Source organism: Stenotrophomonas sp. AB1(2024), assembly GCF_037482345.1.
In the GTDB taxonomy this organism is placed as follows: Bacteria; Pseudomonadota; Gammaproteobacteria; order Xanthomonadales; family Xanthomonadaceae; genus Stenotrophomonas.
The window spans coordinates 2717052-2737610 of sequence record NZ_JBBHKO020000001.1; the positions used below are offsets into that span (position 1 = coordinate 2717052).

Sequence of the window (20559 nt, forward strand, 5' to 3'; positions counted from 1 at the left end):
TATTGGCAGGCAGTTGCCGCCGATGGCTGAGACGCCGGGGGAGGTGGACCCCTAGAATGGGCGGATGAGCGAACCGATCGACTACCGCGCCCTGCAGACCATGGGCTGGCCCTGGGCAGGCGCCCCCGAGCTGCCCGCCTGGCAGGCCCTGTTCGAGCAGCACCCGCAGGCCCGTCCGGGCCGGGTGGTCGAACAGCACCGCACCGGCTACGTGGTGGCCGACGCCCCGGGCGCGGCGATCAAGACCGAATCGCCCGCCGAATGGCAGCGCCCGCGCTTCCCCAGCCACGAACGTGCGGCGGTGGGTGATTGGGTGCTGCTGGACGGCAAACTGATCGTGGCCCTGCTGCCGCGGCGTACCGCCATCAAGCGCGGCGCGGCTGGCGAGCATTACCACCAGCAGGTGATCGCGGCCAACATCGATACCGTGTTCATCGTCTGCGGGCTGGATGCGGACTTCAACCCGCGCCGGATCGAGCGCTACCTGATGCTGGTGGGTGGCGGCGGTGCGCAGCCGGTGGTGGTGCTGACCAAGGCCGACCAGACCGAATACAGCCAAGATGCCCTGGCGGTATTGGAGGAGCTGGCCGCGCAGGACATCCCGCTGCTGGCCATCAACGGCCGCGACCCGGCCAGCGCCAGCGCCCTGTTGCCGTGGCTGGGTGCCGGGCAGACCGTGGTCCTGGTCGGCTCGTCCGGCGCGGGCAAATCGACGCTGACCAACACCCTGCTGGGCCAGGAGCGGATGAAAACCGCCGAAGTGCGTGGCAATGATTCCAAGGGCCGCCATACCACTACCCACCGCGCGCTGATCCCGCTGCCGGCTGGCGCCTGCCTGATCGATACCCCCGGCATGCGCGAACTCAAGCCCACCGGCGAAGAGGCGCTGGGCGAAGCCGGTTTCGCCGATGTCGAAGCATTGGCCGCACAGTGCCGCTTCCGCGATTGCGCCCACCAGCGTGAACCGGGTTGCGCGGTACGTGCCGCGATCGACTCGGGCGAACTGGACGAAGAGCGCCTGCTCAACTACTTCAAGCTGAAGGAAGAAGTGGCCGCTGCCGCCGCCAAGCTGGCCGTACGCCAGGCCCAGCAGGCGCTGGAGCGCAAGCACGTAAGCAAGGGCGCGCAATGGCGCCCGCCCGGCAAAAAACGCTGACGAAAAGCCGGTAGAGCCACGCCCTGCGTGGCTGCTCTTCGCGGCCTCCTGCGGCCCCGCCCGATGCCCCGCAGCCACGCAAGGGCGTGGCTCTACCGGTGAGGGGCCGACATTGCTAAGGTCCGCTTCATGAGCATCGCTCCTCACCGCCCGCCGATGGCCGTGGATCGTGACGTGGCCCACCACACCGCGCTCGACGCCCGGTTGGTGGAAGCCGTAGGCGGCATCCGGCTGCTGGGCCTGACCAGCTGGCCGGCCGCCCTGCAGGCTCCGTTCCTGGCCAGCGTGGCCCGAGGCCAACCGGTGCTGCCGGTGCTGGACTACCCCACGCTGGACTTCGCCGACACCCGCCGCGAACTGGCTGCGATCAGCGCCCAATGCGACCCCAGCCACCCGATCGGCCTGTATATCCGCCGCTCCGCGCACAGCTGGGACCTGGCTGCCGGCCTGCTGGAGTCGTTGGGCACCGCCGCTGTGGACCGCTACTCGGTGGAGTTGTTCGGCTCACCCGAACAGCCGCTGCCGGGCAATGGCCCCAGCACCCGCGAGGCGGCCCGCCATTTCATCCAGATCGCCCAGGAACTGGACCACGAACTGCTGGCGCCGGAAGAACAGGTGCCGGTCTCGGCAACCGCATTGCAACTGCAACTGCAGAGCGACCTGGATTCGTTCTTTGAATCCCGCATCATCAGCGTGCAGTTGGACCCGGAGCTGATCTCCAAGGCCGCCGCCGGGCCCACCCGCATCCGCCTGCGCACCAGCGCACGCTTCAGCGCCTACGACCGTGCGCAGCTGTTCCACCATGAAGCGCTGGTGCATTCGCTCACCGCGCTCAACGGCCGTGAACAGCCGCACCTGCCCAGCCTGGCACTGTCTTCGCCGCGCGTGACGGCCACCCAGGAAGGACTGGCCACGTTTGCCGAGCAGATCACCGGCAGCATCGACATCGAACGGCTCAAGCGGATCAGCCTGCGCACAGAAGCCATCGCCATGGCGCGCGAAGGGGCGGACTTCATCCAGGTGTTCCGCTACTTCTGCGATGCCGGGCAGAACAACGAGGAAAGCTTCGCCTCGGCCCAGCGCGTGTTCCGTGGTGTGCCTGCTACCGGTGGCGCGGCGTTCACCAAGGACACCGTGTACCTGCGCGGCCTGGTTTCCGTGCACACCTTCTTCCGCCACATGCTGGCTGAAGACCGCCTGCAGAATTGCCGTTGGCTGTTCGCCGGCAAGATGTCGCTGACCGACGCGATGGATTTCGCCCCGCTGTTCGAAGAAGGCATCCTGCGCCCACCGCGCTGGTTGCCACATTGGGTCAGTCGCGCCAACGGCCTGGCTGGCATGCTGGCGTTCTCGCTGTTCGCCAACCGCATCCGCATGGATCAGCTCGCGGCGGAATGAATGCCGTGGCAACCCACATGCGGGCATCCTGGCCCGGTAGCGCCGGCCGTTGGCCGGCTGCTCTTCGTTCCGGGGCATGAATGCCTGGTTTCAAAACATGTGCAACCCACCGTTGACCGCGTAATCGGCACCGGTCACATACGCCGCATCGTCCGAGGCCAGCCACGCACACAGGCTGGCCACCTCTTCCGGCTTGCCCAGGCGGCGGATCGGAACCGAGCCCGCAAGGCGGTCCAGCACGTCCGGCGGAAAGCTGCTGATCGACTGGCTGGCGATGTAGCCCGGTGAGATGGTATTCACCGTTACCCCGCGCGTGGCCACTTCGTTGGCCAGCGCACGGCTGAAACCGTGCATCGCCGCCTTGGCGGTGGCGAAATTGACCTGGCCGATCTGGCCCTTGTGCGCGCTGACCGAACCGATGTTGATGATCCGGCCCCAGCCGCGCGCGGCCATGCCATCGATTACCTGCTTGGTGATGTTGAACAGCGCATGCAGGTTCGAGCCCATCACCGCGTTCCAGTCGTCCTGGGTCATCTGCCGGAACAGCACGTCGCGGCTGCCACCGGCGTTGTTGACCAGCACATCGATCTCGCCGACTTCTGCCTTGACCTTGGTGAAGGCAGCCACCGTGGATTGCCAGTCTGCCGCGTTGCCTTCGGAGGCGATGAAATCAAAGCCCAGCTCGCGCTGTTCGCGCAGCCAGCCGGCCTTGCGCGGCGAGTTGGGGGCGCAGCCGGCCACTACCGTGTGGCCGGTGCGGGCCAGTTTCTGGCAGATGGCAGTACCCACGCTGCCCATGCCGCTGGTGACGTATGCGATACGAAGGGTCATCTCGGAATCTCCAGGGTCAAGCAGCGAGGGGATACAGCGCGAACAGCAGGCTGCCGGCCATCAGCACCAGCGACACCAGCACCGCCCACTTCAGGGTGAATTTCTGGTGGTCGGCAAATTCCACCTTGGCCAACCCCACCAGCAGGTAAGTGGACGGCACCAGCGGGCTGAGCAGATGCACCGGCTGGCCGGCCAGCGAAGCGCGCGCCATTTCCACCGGGGTGATGCCGTAGGTGCCTGCCGCTTCGGACAGGATCGGCAGCACGCCGAAGTAGAAGGCGTCGTTGGACATGAAGAAGGTGAACGGCATCGAGGCCAGCGCGGTGATCACCGCCAGGTACGGGCCCCAGGCATCGGGAATGACCGCCAGGAAGCTGTGCGACATCGCCTCCACCATGCCGGTGTTGTTGAGGATGCCGGTGAAGATGCCCGCCGCGAAGATCAGCGATACCACCGACAGCACGTTGCCCGCATGGTTCACCACGCGACGGCGCTGCTCGGCCAGGTTCGGGTAGTTGATCACCAGCGCGATCGCAAAGCCGACCATGAACAGCACCGGCATCGGCAGCACGCCCATCACCAGCGCGGTCATCAGCGCCAAGGTCAGGCCCAGGTTCACCCACAGCAGCTTCGGTCGCTTGGTGTCTTCGGCATCCTCCACCGTAGGCAGCGCGCCATCATCGGACACGCTGGCATCCATCCAGCTGCCGCCCTTCGGCAAGGTCACCACGCCCAGGCGGCGGCGCTCTTTCAGGCCCAGATACCAGGCCAGCAGCAACACCGAAATGCAGGCCAGCACCATCGCCGGAATCAGCGGCACGAACACGTCGGCCGGGTCCACGTGCAGGGCCGTGGCCGCGCGCGCGGTCGGCCCGCCCCACGGGGTAAGGTTCATCACGCCGCCGGCCAGGATGGTCACGCAGGTCATGTTCAACGCGTTCATGCCCAGCCGCTGGTACAGCGGCAGCATTGCCGACACGGTGATCATGTAGGTGGTGGAGCCGTCGCCATCGAGCGAGATCAGCATCGCCAGCGCGGCCGTGCCCAGCACGATCTTCATCGGGTCGCCCTTGACCAGGCGCAGGATGATGCGCACCAGCGGGTCGAACAGGCCCGCATCGATCATCACCCCGAAGTACAGGATGGCGAACATCAGCATCACGCCGGTGGGCGCGATCTTCTTGATGCCGTCGAGCATCATCTGGTCGATGTCCGCACCGAAACCACCCATCAGTGCGAACACGATGGGAATGGTGATCAGCGCGACCAGGGGCGACAGTCGTTTGCTCATGATCAAGTACATGAACGTAATGACCATGCCAAAGCCGAGGATGCTCAGCATCATCTGCGGGTTTCCTTGCAAGGGGAGGTTAGAAATCGAACTGCAGGCGGCCGGTGACCGCGCGGGTGTGGTCCACGGTGGCCGCTGCGATGTAGTCGCGGTTGCGGCTGTCGATCAGGTTGAGCATGAAACGCAGGTTTGGGCGCATGTACCAGTTGCCGCCCAGCGTCCAGGCTTCGGTGCGTGCATCGATCAGGTCCGGCTGGCCGAACAGGTGCTGCTCACCGCGCATCTGGTCGTACCGCAGCGCCAGCTCGAAGGCACCAGCCTTGTGGCGGATGTCCTTGATGCGTGCAAAGCGCCCGGTCTTGCGGTCGTAGCCGCGCGATTCGCCGGTGACGAACCAGCTCAGCATCCCGTAACCGGCCAGCACCGTGCCGCGCTGGCTGCCGTCATCGAAGGTGGCGCCGCTGAACTCGCCCTGCCACGACAGCGGGCCACGCACCTGCGCGTATTCCAGCGACCACTTGTTGACGTCGGTATCGCGGCCGGACGAGAAGTCGATCAGGGTCAGGCGGCTGTTGTCGGACAGGTGCCCGGCCGGGCGCGGGCGGATCTTCAGCGCCGGCACCCCGTTGGCGCCGGGCGTGTCGTAGCGCTCGTGCGCCAGCGACAGACCCAGGTGCAGCACATCGCCTGCGGTGGCGCCCGGTGCCCAGGTGGCACGGCCACCGGCTGCACGGCCCTTCACCTGCCACGCATCGATGCTTTCAAGGCTGTAGGCGCTGGCGGCCCAGGTCATGTCGTTTTTGGCCGCTTGCCACGATGCGCCCAGCCGGTACAGCGGCGCCAGCGTGGTGCCGGCGTTGCCGCGTTCCAGGAAGCTGCCGTAGTTGGAGCCGGTGCGGTCATCAAGCGAGAAGAACTGCTTGAACTGGCCCACGCTGAGCTTGCCGCCGCTGAAATCGCGGCTGATGTAGACGTCCTTGGCTTCCACCTGGTCGCCGGAGAAGTCCGCTTCCAGCTTGTAATCCACCACGAAGAACCTGCCGGACATGTCCAGCCAGGCACGCCGGATCTCGGTGTCATCCTTGTTTGGCGTGCCGCGCGAATCGTTGTCGAAATCGGCGAAATCCAGGTGCAGGCGGCCGCCGAAGGTGGCGGTGACCGGGCGGTCCGCCTCGGCATCGTCGGCGGCCCAGAGCGGGGCGATGGGCAACAACAGGGCGCAGGCGGCGAGCCCGCGGCAACGCAGGAGATTGAAGTGCATGAACCCTCCCAGGTACATGGCAGTGGGCGGGCAGGGCCATGTGGCCGTGCCAGCCCGCAGGTTGTCGGGACGCGTCCGCACCGGGGTGCCTGGCGATGGCGCAGCCTAGTGCGGGGAAGCTGTCATCCACCTGTCGGCGCCTGCTGCAGCGCAGCGCAACCCACCCAACACGCCGCTCGCGCTAGGATTCCCGCACCCCCGCCTGTTCCCGCCCGATGCGCATCCTGCTGGTAGAAGACAACCCGGACCTGGCCGACGCCATCGTCCGCCGCATGCGCCGCAGTGGCCACGCGGTGGATTGGCAGAACGACGGCCTGGCCGCCGCCAGCGTGCTGCGCTACCAGAGCTTCGACCTGGTGGTGCTGGACATCGGCCTGCCCAAGCTCGATGGCCTGCGCGTGCTGGCCGGCATGCGCGAGCGCGGCGATGCCACTCCCGTGCTGATGCTCACCGCCCGCGACGGCATCGAAGACCGCGTGCAGGCGCTGGACGTAGGCGCCGACGACTACCTGGGCAAACCCTTCGACTTCCGCGAATTTGAAGCGCGCTGCCGCGTGCTGCTGCGGCGCACGCGCGGGCAGGCCAGTGAGGTGGTGCAGATCGGCGGCTTCCAGTTCGACAACGCCTCGCACCGGGTCAGCCTGGATGGCCAGCCGATCGAACTGCCCAACCGCGAATACCGCCTGCTGGAAATCCTGATGGGCCGGCTCGGCCACGTGGTGGGCAAGGACGAGATTGGCAACGGCCTGTTCGGCTTCGACGACGAAGCCGGCCCCAATGCCATCGAACTGTATGTCGGCCGCCTGCGCCGCAAACTGGCCGACGCGCCGCTGCACATCGTTACCGTGCGCGGCAGCGGCTACCTGCTCGAGGCCATCGACGGCGCGCCCGATGCCCAAGGCTGACGCCCGCGCACCCAGCTCGCTGCGGCGCACCCTCACGCTGTACCTGGGCGTGCTGCTGGCCGTGTTCGCCGTGGCCCTGCTGTTTGCCGCGCGCGATTACGGCCAGCGCGCCGCCAACCGTTCCTATGACCACCTGCTGGTGTCCTCGGCGCTGTCGATCATCGACTCGGTGGCGCTGGTGGACGCGCAGTGGCAGGTCGACCTGCCGTATACCTCGCTCGACCTGCTGGCGATGGCGCCGGATGACCGCGTGTTCTACCGCGTATTCGATACCAGGAACCGTACCGTCACCGGTTACCCGGACCTGCCCGCGCCGCTGCGCACGCCTACCGACGAACCGCAGTTGTTCGACGCGCACTACAGCGGCGAAACCGTACGCTTCGTGGTGGTGTCGCGGCGGGTCTCCTCGCCCTCGGCGCAGGCCGAAGTACGCGTGCAGGTCGGCCAGACTCGTCGCGCGCGCGAAGCGGTGGCGCAGGACATCGTCAATCGCGCCTTGCTGGCCATCGGCCTGCTCTCGCTGCTGTCGCTCGCGCTGGTGGCCTTCGGCGTGCACCGTGCGTTCCGCCCGCTGGTGAAGGTGGAGCGCGAACTGTCGCGGCGCGAGCCCTCCGACCTGAGCCCGCTCGATGCACGTGTGCCGCGTGAGATGGACCAGATGGTGGCGGCGCTGAACCGCTTCATGGCACGCCTGTCCAGCAGCAACGAAACCCTGCGCGCGTTCATGGCCGAAGCCGCCCACCAGATGCGCACCCCGTTGGCCGCCCTGCGTGCACAGGCACAGCTGGCACTGGATGACGAAGACCCTGAAGACATGCACCGCAGCCTGGTCGCCATCGACCGCAACGCCACCCACATGAGCCGCCTGCTCAACCAGCTGCTCAGCGATGCGAGCGTGATCCACCGCTCCAACCTGCAGCGTTTCGCCCTGGTGGACATGGTGGAAACCGTGCACCAGGCGCTGCATGAAGCCCTCCCGCAGGCATTGCCGGCCCCACGCGTGCAGCTGGCCGTGGGCGTTGCCTCCTCGCGCGTACAGGGTGACGCACTGCTGCTGCGTGAGGCGATCAAGAACCTGATCGACAACGCCCTCAAGTACGGCGGCAACGGCGCGCTGCAGGTCGCACTCACCGAAGAAGGCAAGTACAGCGTGGTCACCATCGCCGACCACGGCCCCGGCATTTCCCCCGGCGATGCCGAACGCGTGTTCGAACGGTTCGCCCGCGGTGAGGACGCCGCGCCGGGCGGGGCAGGCCTGGGCCTGGCCATCGTCAAGCGCGTGGTTGACAGCCATGGCGGCCAGATCGACCTGAGCAACCGGCCCAGCGGCGGGCTGGTCGCCACCATCCGCCTGCCGAGACTGCACGCATGATCCGCCCACTAATGCTGATGATCCTGCTGCTGGCAGGGCCGGCGATGGCCGCGCCCGGCGATGTGCAGCGCTTCCCCGCCAAAGGGCAGGTCACCGCGCAGCTGCGCCTGCACGGCTCCACCGACATCGAAGTGTTCGGCACCGTCATTGCTGATTACCAGCGGCTGCACCCGGGCACCGAGATCATCTACGAAGACGTGATCGCCCAGGACATGTACACCCGCTACGTACGCGAGCGCCACGACCCTACCGGCCCGGACATGCTGATCAGCAGCGGCATGGACCTGCAGGCCAAGCTGGTCAACGACGGTTACGCCCTGCCGCACCGCTCGCCACAGACCAACGCGCTGCCCGCGTGGGCGCAGTGGCGGCACGAAGCGTTCGGCATCAGCTACGAACCGGTGGCGATGGTCTACAACACCCGCACCCTGCCAGCGGCCCGCGTACCGAAAACCCGCCGCCAGCTGCTGGAACTGCTGCGCGCCCCGGATGCTCCGTTGGCCGGCAAGGTAGGTACCTACGACGTGGAACGCAGCAGCGTCGGCTACCTGCTCGCCACCCAGGACGGCCAGCGCGGCAGCATGGCCGGCGCCCTGCTGGGTGCACTGGGCGACAACCAGGTGCAGTTCGAAGAGCGCACCGGCGTCCTCCTCGACCGCGTAAGCAGTGGCCAACTCTCCCTCGTCTACAACGTACTGGGCTCCTACGCCCAGGCCCGCATCGACGCCGGCGCCCCGCTGGGCATCGTCGAACCGGAGGACTACACCCTGGTCGTCCTGCGCACCGCCGTGATCCCCCGCACCGCGCTCAACGCCGCAGAAGCCCGCCGCTTCCTCGACTACCTGCTATCCCCACGCGGCCAGCAGGTGCTCTCCCGCGAAGCGCGCCTGATGTCGATCCTCCCCGCCCAACGCGGCCGCGCCCCCGGCCGCAGCTATCGCCCGATCCTCCTGGGCCCGGGCCTGCTCGTCTACCTGGATGGGCTGAAGCGCCGTCAATTCCTCGACGCCTGGCGAGGCAGCACCCGCCAACAGCCACCCACGGATCACCCGTAGAGCCACGCCCTGCGTGGCCGCTCTGCGCCGCAGCCCAAGAAATGACCCCTACAATGCAGCCATGAGCGAAATCACCATCCTCGTCGCCGACGACCACCCGCTACTCCGCGCCGCCGTAGTCCACTCCCTACGCCAGGCCCTCCCGGCGGTGCAGGTCATCGAAGTCGCCAGCGCCCAATCGCTCGAAGCGGCCCTCAACCAGCACCCGGAAATAGAGCTGGTCCTGCTCGACCTCACCATGCCCGGCGCCCGCGGTTTCTCCTCGTTGCTCCACGTGCGCGGCTCGCACCCTGACATCCCGGTGGTCATCGTCTCCTCCAACGACCACCCGCGCGTCATCCGCCGCGCCCAGCAGTTCGGTGCGGCCGGCTTCATCCCGAAGTCCGCCCCCGCAGACGCCATCGGCAAGGCCGTAGAAACCGTCCTCGACGGCGGCCTCTGGTTCCCGGCCATGGCCGCAGAGCGCTCCGAATCCGATGCACTGCTTGCAGCGCGCCTCGCGCAGCTGACCCCGCAACAGTTCCGCGTGCTCCTGAGCCTCGCCGACGGCCTGCTCAACAAGCAGATCGCCTACGAACTGGGCCTTGCCGAAAACACCGTAAAAGTCCACGTAACCGCCATCCTGAAAAAGCTCGAATGCCACAGCCGCACGCAGGCAGCCGTGCTGGTAAAAGCACTGGAACCAGAAGGCGACGCAGGCGTGGGTCTCGAAGGATAGGCGGGGGCTCGGTAGGGTCGCATCCCAATCGACTGCCGACCCTATTTCCAACATTCGGTTGTGGCATGAGCCCCGGCGAAAGAGCGCTCTTTGTTCAGTGGTCATGCCTTCGCCGCATCCGGCACCCTTACCGGCGGTCGACAGGTGTGCGACCCTACCGAGGGGCTGCCGGTCGCGGGGAGTGGCGCGGTGTCGGTGGCGGGCATTTTTGCCTGGGCAATCAGGGGATTTTCATGGCTGCCGACCGCAACCAATTCGTGCCGATCAAGATGGCTGTGTTCATGGCAGCCATGCTGCTTGCTGGCTGCGGCGATTCCACCACAACGTATCGATTCGAGGGCGCACAGGGTGACTTCTGCGTACCGGGTTCGGTGGATGTAACATTGCCAGGCCCCGGTTCGGGGAACGTTGTCCAAGGTGGCTTTGCCCTCGGCGGATGTTGGAACCGGCAGGGCAAGGCGTGCATGGGACCGCAGAGCCTTCTCTCGATGGCTGTCGGGAGCCGGAAGGACCATCACGGTTGGAGATTTGCTGATTTCGGCCCAGGTGCTTATATAGGCGATTTCGCCATTGAGGAAGAAGCGAACGCAATGGTGTTGAGTGCCGATATGATGGCGATTCTCGACGCGCCAAACAGGGACTACCGCAACTGGTATGTCTGGCGCATGGACGCGACGCCCCACACGGGTATGCGTGCAGATGATCAATTGATGGCTGTGTGTAGTGAGGCGCGAGGATACCGTGGATACTTCTGCCACAGAATCATGCTGGGTCCCGACTACGAGGTTACGTACTCGTACTTTGCCAGGGAAAAGCTGCCGACGTCGTTTGATACTCTGGATGCGAAGATCATCAGCACAGCAGAGGCGCTGAGGTGCAACCAGGGGCAGCAGTAGACGCGGGCCATTCGCGCGCCGACCGGTAATTGGATGGACTCGTCCCTCGCTGTTGGTGGCTATAGGTTGCCACCATGGCGCCCAGACGCCTCGGCGAGGGGTGAGTCCATCCAATTACCGGAGCAGCACTCGGGGCCGGTGAGTTGGACGCCGGTTCAAGCCCGGTGCCGTACCAGCAACTGCGTCATCAGCGCCCGCAAGGCCGGCGGGCGCACCGGCTTGGACAGGAAGCCCCAGCCGTTCTCCGCCGCCTGCGCCTTCAACGCATCGTCGCGTTCGGCAGTGACCAGGATCACCGGCGGCCGTGCCTGCCACAGTTCGCACAGCTGCCCGTACAGATCCGGCCCATGCCACTGGCCCATGCGTACATCCAGCAGCACCAACTGCGGCACGTTCAGTGCCGAGGCAATCTCCAGTGCGGCATGCGGGCCATCCGCCAGCTCCACCCTGCAGCCCCAGCGTTCCAGTAGTGCCCGGGTAGCGGCGCAGACGCGCGGGTCGTCATCAATGCTCCACACCCGGCACTGCCGCAACGGGCTGTCATCGCCAGAATCGGCAGACACCGCCGGGGCAGGGGCGGGCGCCGGTATCGCATCGGCATCGCCCAGCGGCACGGTCACTGCAAACACGCTGCCGCTGCCGAGCGTGGAACGCAGCGTGATGCGGTGCCCCAGCAGCCGCCCGATGCGCTCCACAATGGCCAGGCCCAGTCCGGCCCCGCGCTCCTGGTCCACACCGTCATCCAGCCGCCGGAACTCCTCGAAGATCTCGCCCTGCAGGCTTTCCGGAATACCCGGGCCCTGGTCATGCACTTCAATGCGCAGCTGGTTGCCCACCCGGCGGCAGCCCAGCAGCACCCGCCCACGCGGCGTATAGCGCAGCGCATTGGACAGGAAATTCTGCAGAATGCGACGCAGCAGTGCCTCATCGCTCACCACCACCGCACGCGTATCCACCCAATCCAACCGCAGCCCACGTGCCTGTGCGGCAATGCCGAACTCACGCGCCAACGTTTCCAGCAACGGCGACAGCGCGAACGCGCGCACATGCGTCTGCAACGTGCCCGATTCCAGCCGCGAGATATCCAGCAGGCTGTTGAGAATCGCATCCTGCGCGGCCAGCGCTGCATCCACATGCTCGCTCAACTCCCGCGCATCGCCGCCCAGCTTGCCGCGCAGCACGGAAACGAACATGCGCGCGGCATTGAGCGGCTGCAGCAGGTCATGCACGGCCGAGGCCACGAAGCGGGTCTTGTAACGATTGGCCCGCTCGGCCTCGCGGCGTGCCTCGTCCAGGTCGCGGGTACGCTCGGCCACGCGATGTTCCAAGGCGTCGGCCAGCGAGCGCAGCTCGCGCGCAGTGTTCTTGTAGGCAGTGATATCAGCATAGCTGGTGACGAAGCCGCCGTCGGGCAGCGGGTTGCCACGGATCTCCAGCACCGTGCCATCGTCCTTCTCGCTCTCGCGCATGTGTGGCCGGCCACTGCGCAGGTGATTCAGGCGGCGCTCGATGGCCTCGTCGATCGGCCCCGGGCCCAACAGGCCACGGCGCGCGTTGAAGCGGAACGCTTCGGCGATGGGCACGCCCACCCGGATCAAATCCGGCGGGAAGCGGAACAGCTCCAGGTAGCGCGCATTCCACGCCACCAGCCGTTGCTCGTTGTCGATCACCACCACGCCCTGCGGCAGGTGCGCCAGGCTGCGGCTGAGTCCGCTGTCTGCCTGCTGCGCGGCCTGCAGTACGCCGTCCTGTGCGGTACGCAGTTCCTGCGCGTGCTGCTGCAGTACCGCTTCCAGCTCCAACCGGCTGCGTTGACGATGCGAGGCCAGGCGCCGCCGCTGCTGGATGAACAACGTGAGGAAGCACAGCGCCAGCCAGATGCCGCCGGCCGCCAGCGCGGTACTGCGGCCCACGGCGGCGCTGGCGCCGGCATCATGCAGCAGGTGCAGCTTCCACTGGGGATCATCCAGCACGTAGGTCTGCCACAGCATCGGGCGCGGCAGCGAGGGCTGCTCCAGCCGCACCATGCGGCCGCCATCGGCCAGCATATCCAGCGTGCGCGCCTGCAGGGGCTGCAGCGAACGGTCTGCGTATTGGCGGGTGGCCAGCATCTCGCTGCGCTCGGCCGGGGAGAGCGGGCGCAGCAGGCGGTAACGCCATGCATCGCGGTTGGCCAGGAACACCACGTCATGCGCATCGCTGGCCATCACGATGTCGGGGCTCTGCAGCCATTCCTGTTCCAGCGCCCGCAGCTCGATCTTGATGGCAATCACACCTAGCACGTCGCCCTTGTCGTTGAGGATCGCCTGCGACAGGAAGTAACCCGGCACCGCCGTGGTCATGCCGATGCCATAGAAGCGCCCGGTGCCCTTGGCCATGGCCTGCTGGAAGTAGGGCCGGTAGCTGTAGTCCTCGCCCACGTTGGTGGTGGGCTGGTCCCAGTTGCTGGCGGCCACTGCCACGCCGTGATGGTCGATCAGGGTGAGGGTGGAGGCGCGGGTGACGTTGTTGGCTTCCTGCAGCTTCAGGTTGAGCCGGTGGCGCCCGGCGTCATCCAGTGGATGGCTCACCGCCTGCTGCAGGTCCGGATCGAGTGCCAGCAGCTGCGGCAGGGTGCGGAAGCGGTCGATGCGCTGCTGCAGCGTCTGCGCGTACAGATCCAGCTGGCGGCGAACCTGGGTGCTCTCCGCAGCCAGGGCGCGTTGCTGGGCATAGCGGCCAGCCACCAGTGCGGCCAGCAGCGTGCCGCCGACCATGACGAGCAGGGTCAGCAACAGGGGGCGATAGCGGGAAGTCCTGTACATGGCCGGCGCTTGGGGTGGTGAGGCAAGGATACCGGCTCCTTCCCCTGTTGACGGCGATCCAAAAATAGACCAATCGAGCAACCAGCCTAGACGGTCAGCGCCTGGTCATGCTCTGGAGTGGGCGTGTGTTCTTCGATCTCGCTCTTCGTCGCGCTGATTCGCAGCCTCTCTGCGACCAAGCTGCTGACGCCTGCCAGTAGGACCAATGTGAGCCCGCCCACGGTCGACTTCAACCCGGCGTATGGCGCCAGAAGCAGCAGTACAGGCAGGCCGAGGTAGAAGCCGTGCCTTGTGCTGTCGACGACCAATGTCGAACGCCGGAAGACAAATTTCTGCATGTCGGCTGTTTGTTGGTCTGTAGCATCAGGCTGTTGAAGCCTTTTATAAAGGTCCAAGTCGAATGCCTGCGCCGAGACGAGTTGCCTCATCGAAATGATGACTTGGAAGATTTCGAACGATGCCTCTTCTGGTAGCTTCATGTCGTAGAAGGTGGTCAGGCTGAGCTTCGCTTTATCGTTCCGAAACCCTGACGCGACGGGCGTTATGCCAACCCAATCCTTGCCGACTGTTGGGCCTGTGAATTCATCCAGATACCCCACGTAGACTTTACCGCTTTTCAACGTCAACGCAGTCAACGACCCATTCTCATAGCACTGCATTGCAAGATCCTCGATCGCGTCGATGCCCCCAAGTCTCGACGCGATCAGCTGCGCAAGCGACCGGACCCGGACCAACGGGTCATTGAGAATGATGGGAAGCACGGTCGCTAACGACAGGCACCATAGGGTCAGCCCCAAGTGCAGGGTCAGTCCTTCGGCCGTCTGCTTGTCAATCACCTGCAAGGGCAGCATCGCCTGCAGTTTGCCGAGATACAGGCCGTAGTCTGAGTACCTCATCGCCAACGCGTGAAGGCCGACGCTCATGCCAGACAGATAAACGGAGCAAAGCGCAGCGCCGAAGTACTGTGGATGACCCGGGTGATGCAGTGCTTCGAAGCGCGTGTAGCGCCACTGCCGGTAGAAATACCACCCTGCGGCCAACAGCACGGCAAGCAGGACAAGGCTGGTCACTTCGTGGAGCGGTCCTTCTCTGCCGCCAGGTAGAGAGCGCGGAGATCGCGTGCCGCATCCAGCTGGCGCTTCATTCGACCAGACTTCAGGAGATCCTCCCGATTAAGCACAAGAGAGCCATCTCGATTGACGTCGTAACAGCTCTCGTTGTGGCCGCGCTTGGCAATGCTGAACTGGCTGAAAAATCGTTTCATGACCGATGGACGCTTTCGCCGGGGGTGTTCGAAGATGTTACGCCGCACCCGGCGTACGCAACAGAGGCACTTCACCCATTCCTGCGTCAGATTCGCCCCATTTGGCGTGCTCTGGAGGCGGGGTGCCGAGAGGCACCCCGCCGCCTTCACGCCATCAGAAATGCACCTGTGCGCGCAGCTCGAAGATTTCCGGCTTGGTCCGCACGCCACGGCGGCTCGCATCGGCCCACACGTAGTTCGCCTGGAACTTGAAGTGGCTGGTCAGGTACCAGTTCGCACCCACGGTCCAGTCGTTCTGGCGGCCGCCAAACACGTCGCCGTCGTCCAGGTCGATGCGGCTGTAGCGGGCCAGCAGTTCCACCGCGCCGTAATCATGGGCCGGCTTCACGTTGGCCACCGCGCCGGCGCTGTACGGGCGCGATTCGCCGGTGACGATCCAGCTGCCCATGACGTACTGGCCATCGCCGGTGTAATCGGGCTTGCCATCACGGGTGACGGTGGTACGCAGGGCTTCGGCCTGCACCGAGAACGGGCCGTGGATGTAGATGCCTTCCAGCCCAGTGCGGCGGATCTGGTCGGCGGTGACCAGCGCGCCCGAATCCACCAGGCGGATGTCGGTCAGGCCGGCTTCCGGGCGCGCACGCAGGCGGGCGCTGGCGTCGAAGTGCACATCGCGGCCGTCACGGTAGCCGCGCGGGTTTTCCTGCGAATAGGCCAGGCCCAGGTGGATCACGTCGCCCGGTGCCTTCACCGGGGTCCACACGCCGCGCACGGCCTGGGTGGTGCCGGGGTTGTCGCCCTGCAGGTCCTTGCCGCCATAGGCGCCTACCTGCATCAGGTACTGCGGGCGCTCCAGCACCCACTCGGCACCGGTGCGGCGGCCGGCGTAGAAGGCCTGCACGGGCAGGGCGGTTTCCATGAAGCTGCCGGCGCGCGAGGACGTGTTGGAATCCAGGCCCACCGGGGTCTTGATGTAGCCGAAGCGGAAGCGGCCGATGTCCTTGCCGAACACGGCCTTGCTCTCGAAGCGGAAGAACACGTCCAGCCAGGTGTCGGCCTGGAAGTCGTAGTACACCATCGCGTCGTACACGCCCTTCTTCTTCAGGGTCGCGCCGAACTCCTTGCGGCGCACCGCATCGTCATCTTCGAAGACGTCGGCACCGGAGAAGTTGTTGAGGTCGTAGGCGATGTTGCCAGTGGCGGCCAGTTCGGTGCCGTCGCTGAAGGTAACCTTGGTCGGCCAGTTGTCCCAATCCGCGGCGGACGCGGCGAGGGGGGCGGACAGGGCGGAAAGTGCAATGAACAGGGGGGTCAGGCGCATGGAATATGGTCTGGCTTCAAAATAAGTGGGGCAGAACAACAACGGCCGCGAGCGGGAAAACTGTTGGGCCACAAGGCCCGCAACGACACGGCCACCCGCCGCCGTGGGGGCGCGGTGCCCCTGCAGTGTAGGCACTGCGCTTGGCTGAACAGGGGGGCTACTACCAATAGGTTATCTGCGTGGCGATGCAGCCGGCGTAAAAAGGCCACGCCCGATGCCGCCGCCTGCGGCCGGCATCCCCGTGACACTGCCGGAGTTTTCCATGCACGTTCCCACCGCTGCCCCCCTTGCGGCCAAGCCGTTGCCGTTCTACCGCCAGCTGTATTTCCAGGTGGTGGTGGCGATCGTGCTGGGCGCCACCCTCGGCCATTACGAGCCGGCGTTTGCCGAATCGCTCAAGCCGCTGGGCGATGGCTTCATCAAGCTGGTGAAGATGATCATCGCCCCGGTGATCTTCCTCACCATCGTCACCGGCATCGCCGGCATGACCCACCTGCGTACCGTGGGCCGGGTATTCGCCAAGTCGATGGCCTACTTCCTGTTCTTCTCCACCCTGGCGCTGATCGTGGGCATGGTGGTGGCGCACGTGGTGCAGCCCGGCGCCGGCATGAACATCAACCCGGCCGACCTGGACCAGACGGCGGTGCACAGCTACGTGGAAAAATCCCACGAGCTGACCCTCACCGGCTTCGTCATGGACATCATTCCGGCCACGCTGGTGAGCGCCTTCGTGGATGGCAACATCCTGCAGGTGCTGTTCGTGGCGGTGCTGTTCGGCATTTCGCTGGCCCTGGTGGGTGAGCGCGGCCGCCCGGTGCTGAGCTTCCTGGAGGCGCTGACCGCGCCGGTGTTCCGCCTGGTCCACATCCTGATGAAGGCCGCTCCGATCGGTGCCTTCGGTGCCATCGCCTTCACCATCGGCAAGTACGGGGTGGGCGCGCTGATCAACCTGGCCTGGCTGGTGGGTTCGTTCTACCTCACCGCGTTCCTGTTCGTGGCGGTCATCCTGGGCGTGGTCTGCCGCCTGTGCGGGTTCTCGGTGTTCAAGCTGGCCCGCTACCTGAAGGCCGAACTGCTGCTGGTGCTGGGTACTTCGTCCTCGGAATCGGCGCTGCCGTCGCTGATGGAAAAGATGGAAAAGGCCGGCTGCAGCAAGTCGGTGGTGGGTCTGGTGGTCCCCACGGGTTACTCGTTCAACCTGGACGGCACCAACATCTACATGACCCTGGCCGCGCTGTTCATTGCCCAGGCCACCAACACCGAACTGACCCTGGGCCACCAGATCGCACTGCTGCTGGTGGCGATGCTGAGCTCCAAGGGCGCGGCCGGCGTGACCGGGGCGGGCTTCATCACCCTGGCCGCCACCCTGGCGGTGGTGCCGGAGGTGCCGGTGGCCGGCATGGCGCTCATCCTGGGCGTGGACCGCTTCATGAGCGAATGCCGTTCGCTGACCAACTTCATCGGCAATGCGGTGGCCACCGTGGTGGTCTCGCGCTGGGAAAACGCCCTGGACCGCGACCGCCTGGCGCTGGCCCTGGACGGCCGCGAGGCCGAACTGCCGCCGCTGGCCACCGACGACCTGCCGTCGCCGCTGGCCGCCCCGGCGCGCTGAACACGCCCCTCCCCCCGATGTGTGTGCAAGCAGGTCCGTGCCGTCCCCTTTGGGCGGCACGGCCTGCTTTTTCATAGGGGTTTCCGGTGATGTAAGTTGTCATCGGAGTCCGCCAGGCTGGCGTGGCATACGCCGACGCACGGCCTGCCCGATGTGCGGTCGCAGCATGATCGCGACAGCGTAGCGACAGGTCCAACATCGCCAACGGGGGTATGATCCCCTGTTCCTCACGCCCATTCATCTGCAGAAAGCGATGTCCAACGAAGATTTCAAACAGGCCGCCCTCGACTATCACCGCATGTCGCCGCCGGGCAAGATCAAGGTCACGGCGACCAAGCCGATGCTGACCCAGCGCGACCTGTCGTTGGCCTATTCGCCGGGCGTGGCCCACGCCTGTGAAGCCATCCTGGCCGACCCGCAGCAGGCCAGCGAGCTCACCGCCCGCGGCAACCTGGTGGCGGTGATCTCCAACGGTACCGCCGTGCTGGGCCTGGGCAACATCGGCCCGCTGGCCGGCAAGCCGGTGATGGAAGGCAAGGGCGTGCTGTTCCAGAAGTTCGCCGGTATCGATGTGTTCGACATCGAAATCAACGAAAACGACCCGGACAAGCTGGTCGACATCATCGCCTCGCTCGAGCCGACCTTCGGCGGCATCAACCTGGAAGACATCAAGGCGCCGGAATGCTTCATCGTGGAGCGCAAGCTGCGCGAGCGCATGAACATCCCGGTGTTCCATGACGACCAGCACGGCACGGCGATCATCGTCGGCGCGGCAGTGCTCAACGCCATGGTGGTCACCGGCAAGAAGATCGAAGAGGTGAAGCTGGCCACCACCGGCATGGGCGCCGCTGGCGTGTCGTGCGTGAACATGCTGGTCTCGCTGGGCCTGAAGCCGGAGAACATCCTGGCCTTCGACCGCGAGGGCGTGATCCACACCGGCCGTGCCGACCTGGACCCGGAAAAGAAGCGCTATGCCCGCGATACCGACAAGCGCACGCTGGCCGAAATCGTCGATGGCGCCGATATCTTCCTGGGCCTGTCGGCCCCGGGCATCCTCACCGCGGACATGGTCAAGACCATGGCCAAGGACCCGGTGATTTTCGCGCTGGCCAACCCCACCCCGGAAATCATGCCGGAAGTGGCGCGCGCGGTGCGCCCGGATGCGCTGATCGGCACCGGCCGTTCGGACTACCCGAACCAGATCAACAACGTGCTGTGTTTCCCGTACCTGTTCCGCGGTGCGCTGGACGTGGGCGCCACGGCGATCAACGAAGAAATGAAGATCGCCTGCGTGCATGCGATCGCTGCGATGGCACGTCGTGAAGCCAGCGACCTGGGTTCGGCCTATGGCGATGACACCCCGAGCTTCGGCCGCGATTACCTGATCCCGCGCCCGTTCGACCGCCGCCTGCTGGTGGAGCTGTCGGCCGCCGTGGCCCAGGCCGCGATGGATTCGGGCGTGGCCACGCGCCCGGTGGCCGACATGGGCGCCTACCGCGAGAAGCTGGCCCAGTTCGTGTACCGCACCAGCCTGATGATGAAGCCGGTGTACGACCGTGCGCGCGCCGACAAGCAGCGCGTGGTGTACGCCGAAGGCGAGGAAGAAGTGGTGCTGCGCGCGGTGCAGAACGTGGTCGATGAAGGCCTGGCCTTGCCGATCCTGATCGGCCGCCCGGACGTGATCGAATCGCGCATCGAGCGCATGGGCCTGCGCATGAAGGCCGGCGTTGATTTCGACGTCACCAACATCAACGACGACCCGCGCTTCAACGAGTACTGGCAGTACTACCACAACCTCACCGGCCGTCGCGGCGTGACGGTGGCGGCGGCCAAGAACCTGATGCGCTCGCGCCCGACCCTGATCGCGGCGGTGATGGTGGCACGCGGTGAAGCCGATGCGCTGCTCACCGGCGTGGTGGGCCGCTTCCACAAGAAGCTGGGTTACGTGCGCAGCGTGCTGCCGCTGGAATCGAAGGTCACCTCGACCTCGGCCATGACCGGTGTGATCAACCAGCAGGGCGTGTTCTTCTTCGTGGACACCCACGTGCAGGAAGACCCCACTGCCGAGCAGATCTGCGAAGCCACGCTGCAGGCGGCCTACCGCATGAAGCTGTTCGGGATCGAACCGAAGGTGGCGTTGCTGTCGCACTCCAACTTCGGCAGCCACGATTCCAGGGACGCGCTGAAGATGCGCACCGTGCGCGAGCTGCTGCTCAAGCGCAACCCGCGTTTGAACGTGGACGGCGAAATGCAGGGTGATACCGCATGGGATGAAGCGCTGCGCCAGAAGCTGCTGCCCGACAGCACGCTGAAGGGCCGTGCCAACCTGTTCGTGCTGCCCAACCTGGAAGCGGCCAACATCGCCTACAACCTGGTGCGCGTGTTCACCGACGGCGTGGCGATCGGCCCGATCCTGATGGGCGTGGCCAAGCCGGCGCACATTTTGACCACCAGCGCGACCTCGCGCCGCGTGCTCAACATGACCGCCATTGCCGCGGTGGATGCGCAAATTCGCAAGCAATTGGAGGCTGAAAAGGCCTGAGGCCTTTTCAGCCCAACGCACGCAGTGCGTTGGTTTCGCGCAGCGAAACGGGTAGCCCCGGCCGTTGGCCGGATGCTCCAAAAGGAAGGGATCGGTGCACCGCACCGATCCCTTTTGCTTTTGAGGTTCCCGT

General features: G+C 65.9%; 16 protein-coding genes. 9 read left to right on the forward strand and 7 right to left on the reverse strand.

Translation table 11 applies throughout. The features are described from left to right. Positions 1-64: 64 nt before the first annotated feature. Both rsgA and WIX41_RS12345 read left to right on the forward strand, forming a co-directional pair. Positions 65-1156 carry a ribosome small subunit-dependent GTPase A gene (gene rsgA / locus WIX41_RS12340; protein WP_339447945.1) on the forward strand — a complete coding sequence of 364 codons (1092 nt, stop codon included), beginning with the start codon at positions 65-67 and terminating at the stop codon, positions 1154-1156. Positions 1157-1285: 129 nt separating this feature from the next. Next, positions 1286-2554: a flavohemoglobin expression-modulating QEGLA motif protein gene (locus WIX41_RS12345; protein ID WP_339447946.1), complete on the forward strand. Its 1269-nt coding sequence runs from the start codon at positions 1286-1288 to the stop codon at positions 2552-2554. A gap of 90 nt (positions 2555-2644) precedes the next feature. On the opposite strand, the gene phbB is transcribed toward WIX41_RS12345, so the two are convergent. The 3 genes from phbB to WIX41_RS12360 are packed head-to-tail and all read right to left on the reverse strand — an operon-like array spanning position 2645 to position 5937. Continuing rightward, positions 2645-3385, reverse strand: a complete 741-nt coding sequence (phbB, locus tag WIX41_RS12350; RefSeq protein WP_339447947.1) for an acetoacetyl-CoA reductase — start codon at positions 3383-3385, stop codon at positions 2645-2647. Positions 3386-3401: 16 nt separating this feature from the next. Continuing rightward, the gene (locus WIX41_RS12355) at positions 3402-4727 is read right to left on the reverse strand and encodes a CitMHS family transporter (protein WP_409187496.1); all 1326 of its coding nucleotides are present in this window, start codon (positions 4725-4727) and stop codon (positions 3402-3404) included. A 28-nt stretch (positions 4728-4755) separates the two neighbouring features. Further along, positions 4756-5937: an OprO/OprP family phosphate-selective porin gene (locus tag WIX41_RS12360; protein WP_339447951.1), complete on the reverse strand. Its 1182-nt coding sequence runs from the start codon at positions 5935-5937 to the stop codon at positions 4756-4758. A 215-nt stretch (positions 5938-6152) separates the two neighbouring features. On the opposite strand from WIX41_RS12360, the gene WIX41_RS12365 reads away from it, so the two are divergent. The 5 genes from WIX41_RS12365 (at position 6153) to WIX41_RS12385 (ending at position 10883) form a co-directional block, all read left to right on the forward strand. Beyond that, positions 6153-6842: a response regulator transcription factor gene (locus WIX41_RS12365; protein ID WP_339447953.1), complete on the forward strand. Its 690-nt coding sequence runs from the start codon at positions 6153-6155 to the stop codon at positions 6840-6842. After that, positions 6829-8214, forward strand: coding sequence for a sensor histidine kinase (locus tag WIX41_RS12370; RefSeq protein ID WP_339447955.1), 1386 nt, complete (start codon positions 6829-6831; stop codon positions 8212-8214). Before WIX41_RS12365 ends, WIX41_RS12370 begins: the two co-directional genes overlap by 14 nt. Further along, positions 8211-9269 carry an ABC transporter substrate-binding protein gene (locus WIX41_RS12375; RefSeq protein WP_339447957.1) on the forward strand — a complete coding sequence of 353 codons (1059 nt, stop codon included), beginning with the start codon at positions 8211-8213 and terminating at the stop codon, positions 9267-9269. The genes WIX41_RS12370 and WIX41_RS12375 overlap by 4 nt, the downstream gene beginning before the upstream one ends. Positions 9270-9330: 61 nt before the next feature. Continuing rightward, entirely contained in the window at positions 9331-9987 is a 657-nt protein-coding gene (locus WIX41_RS12380) for a response regulator transcription factor (protein WP_339447959.1), read from the forward strand. A gap of 233 nt (positions 9988-10220) precedes the next feature. After that, on the forward strand, positions 10221-10883 hold the full coding sequence (locus WIX41_RS12385) for a hypothetical protein (protein ID WP_339447961.1): 663 nt from the start codon (positions 10221-10223) through the stop codon (positions 10881-10883). 155 nt (positions 10884-11038) lie between these two features. On the opposite strand, the gene WIX41_RS12390 is transcribed toward WIX41_RS12385, so the two are convergent. From WIX41_RS12390 to WIX41_RS12405, 4 genes are all read right to left on the reverse strand, one after another. Then, the gene (locus tag WIX41_RS12390) at positions 11039-13687 is read right to left on the reverse strand and encodes a hybrid sensor histidine kinase/response regulator (protein WP_339447963.1); all 2649 of its coding nucleotides are present in this window, start codon (positions 13685-13687) and stop codon (positions 11039-11041) included. Between the two features lie 86 nt (positions 13688-13773). Further along, positions 13774-14757 (reverse strand): hypothetical protein, encoded by a 984-nt coding sequence (locus WIX41_RS12395; RefSeq protein WP_339447965.1) that lies wholly within the window; start codon positions 14755-14757, stop codon positions 13774-13776. Continuing rightward, positions 14754-14951 carry a hypothetical protein gene (locus tag WIX41_RS12400; RefSeq protein WP_339447967.1) on the reverse strand — a complete coding sequence of 66 codons (198 nt, stop codon included), beginning with the start codon at positions 14949-14951 and terminating at the stop codon, positions 14754-14756. The genes WIX41_RS12395 and WIX41_RS12400 overlap by 4 nt, the downstream gene beginning before the upstream one ends. Positions 14952-15105: 154 nt before the next feature. Beyond that, complete coding sequence (locus tag WIX41_RS12405; protein ID WP_339447969.1) at positions 15106-16272, reverse strand: OprO/OprP family phosphate-selective porin; 1167 nt, start codon at positions 16270-16272, stop codon at positions 15106-15108. Between the two features lie 262 nt (positions 16273-16534). Here WIX41_RS12405 and WIX41_RS12410 point away from each other — a divergent pair, with 262 nt between their 5' ends. Both WIX41_RS12410 and WIX41_RS12415 read left to right on the forward strand, forming a co-directional pair. After that, positions 16535-17884, forward strand: a complete 1350-nt coding sequence (locus tag WIX41_RS12410) for a dicarboxylate/amino acid:cation symporter (RefSeq protein ID WP_409187383.1) — start codon at positions 16535-16537, stop codon at positions 17882-17884. A gap of 253 nt (positions 17885-18137) precedes the next feature. After that, complete coding sequence (locus WIX41_RS12415) at positions 18138-20426, forward strand: NADP-dependent malic enzyme (RefSeq protein WP_339447971.1); 2289 nt, start codon at positions 18138-18140, stop codon at positions 20424-20426. Positions 20427-20559: the final 133 nt, after the last annotated feature.

Coding starts and splice junctions, on each gene's coding strand:
- rsgA (WP_339447945.1), top strand. CDS start 65: ATGAGCGAACCGATCGACTACCGCGCCCTGCAGACCATGGGCTGGCCC.
- WIX41_RS12345 (WP_339447946.1), top strand. CDS start 1,286: ATGAGCATCGCTCCTCACCGCCCGCCGATGGCCGTGGATCGTGACGTG.
- phbB (WP_339447947.1), bottom strand. CDS start 3,385: ATGACCCTTCGTATCGCATACGTCACCAGCGGCATGGGCAGCGTGGGT.
- WIX41_RS12355 (WP_409187496.1), bottom strand. CDS start 4,727: ATGCTGAGCATCCTCGGCTTTGGCATGGTCATTACGTTCATGTACTTG.
- WIX41_RS12360 (WP_339447951.1), bottom strand. CDS start 5,937: ATGCACTTCAATCTCCTGCGTTGCCGCGGGCTCGCCGCCTGCGCCCTG.
- WIX41_RS12365 (WP_339447953.1), top strand. CDS start 6,153: ATGCGCATCCTGCTGGTAGAAGACAACCCGGACCTGGCCGACGCCATC.
- WIX41_RS12370 (WP_339447955.1), top strand. CDS start 6,829: ATGCCCAAGGCTGACGCCCGCGCACCCAGCTCGCTGCGGCGCACCCTC.
- WIX41_RS12375 (WP_339447957.1), top strand. CDS start 8,211: ATGATCCGCCCACTAATGCTGATGATCCTGCTGCTGGCAGGGCCGGCG.
- WIX41_RS12380 (WP_339447959.1), top strand. CDS start 9,331: ATGAGCGAAATCACCATCCTCGTCGCCGACGACCACCCGCTACTCCGC.
- WIX41_RS12385 (WP_339447961.1), top strand. CDS start 10,221: ATGGCTGCCGACCGCAACCAATTCGTGCCGATCAAGATGGCTGTGTTC.
- WIX41_RS12390 (WP_339447963.1), bottom strand. CDS start 13,687: ATGTACAGGACTTCCCGCTATCGCCCCCTGTTGCTGACCCTGCTCGTC.
- WIX41_RS12400 (WP_339447967.1), bottom strand. CDS start 14,951: ATGAAACGATTTTTCAGCCAGTTCAGCATTGCCAAGCGCGGCCACAAC.
- WIX41_RS12405 (WP_339447969.1), bottom strand. CDS start 16,272: ATGCGCCTGACCCCCCTGTTCATTGCACTTTCCGCCCTGTCCGCCCCC.
- WIX41_RS12410 (WP_409187383.1), top strand. CDS start 16,535: ATGCACGTTCCCACCGCTGCCCCCCTTGCGGCCAAGCCGTTGCCGTTC.
- WIX41_RS12415 (WP_339447971.1), top strand. CDS start 18,138: ATGTCCAACGAAGATTTCAAACAGGCCGCCCTCGACTATCACCGCATG.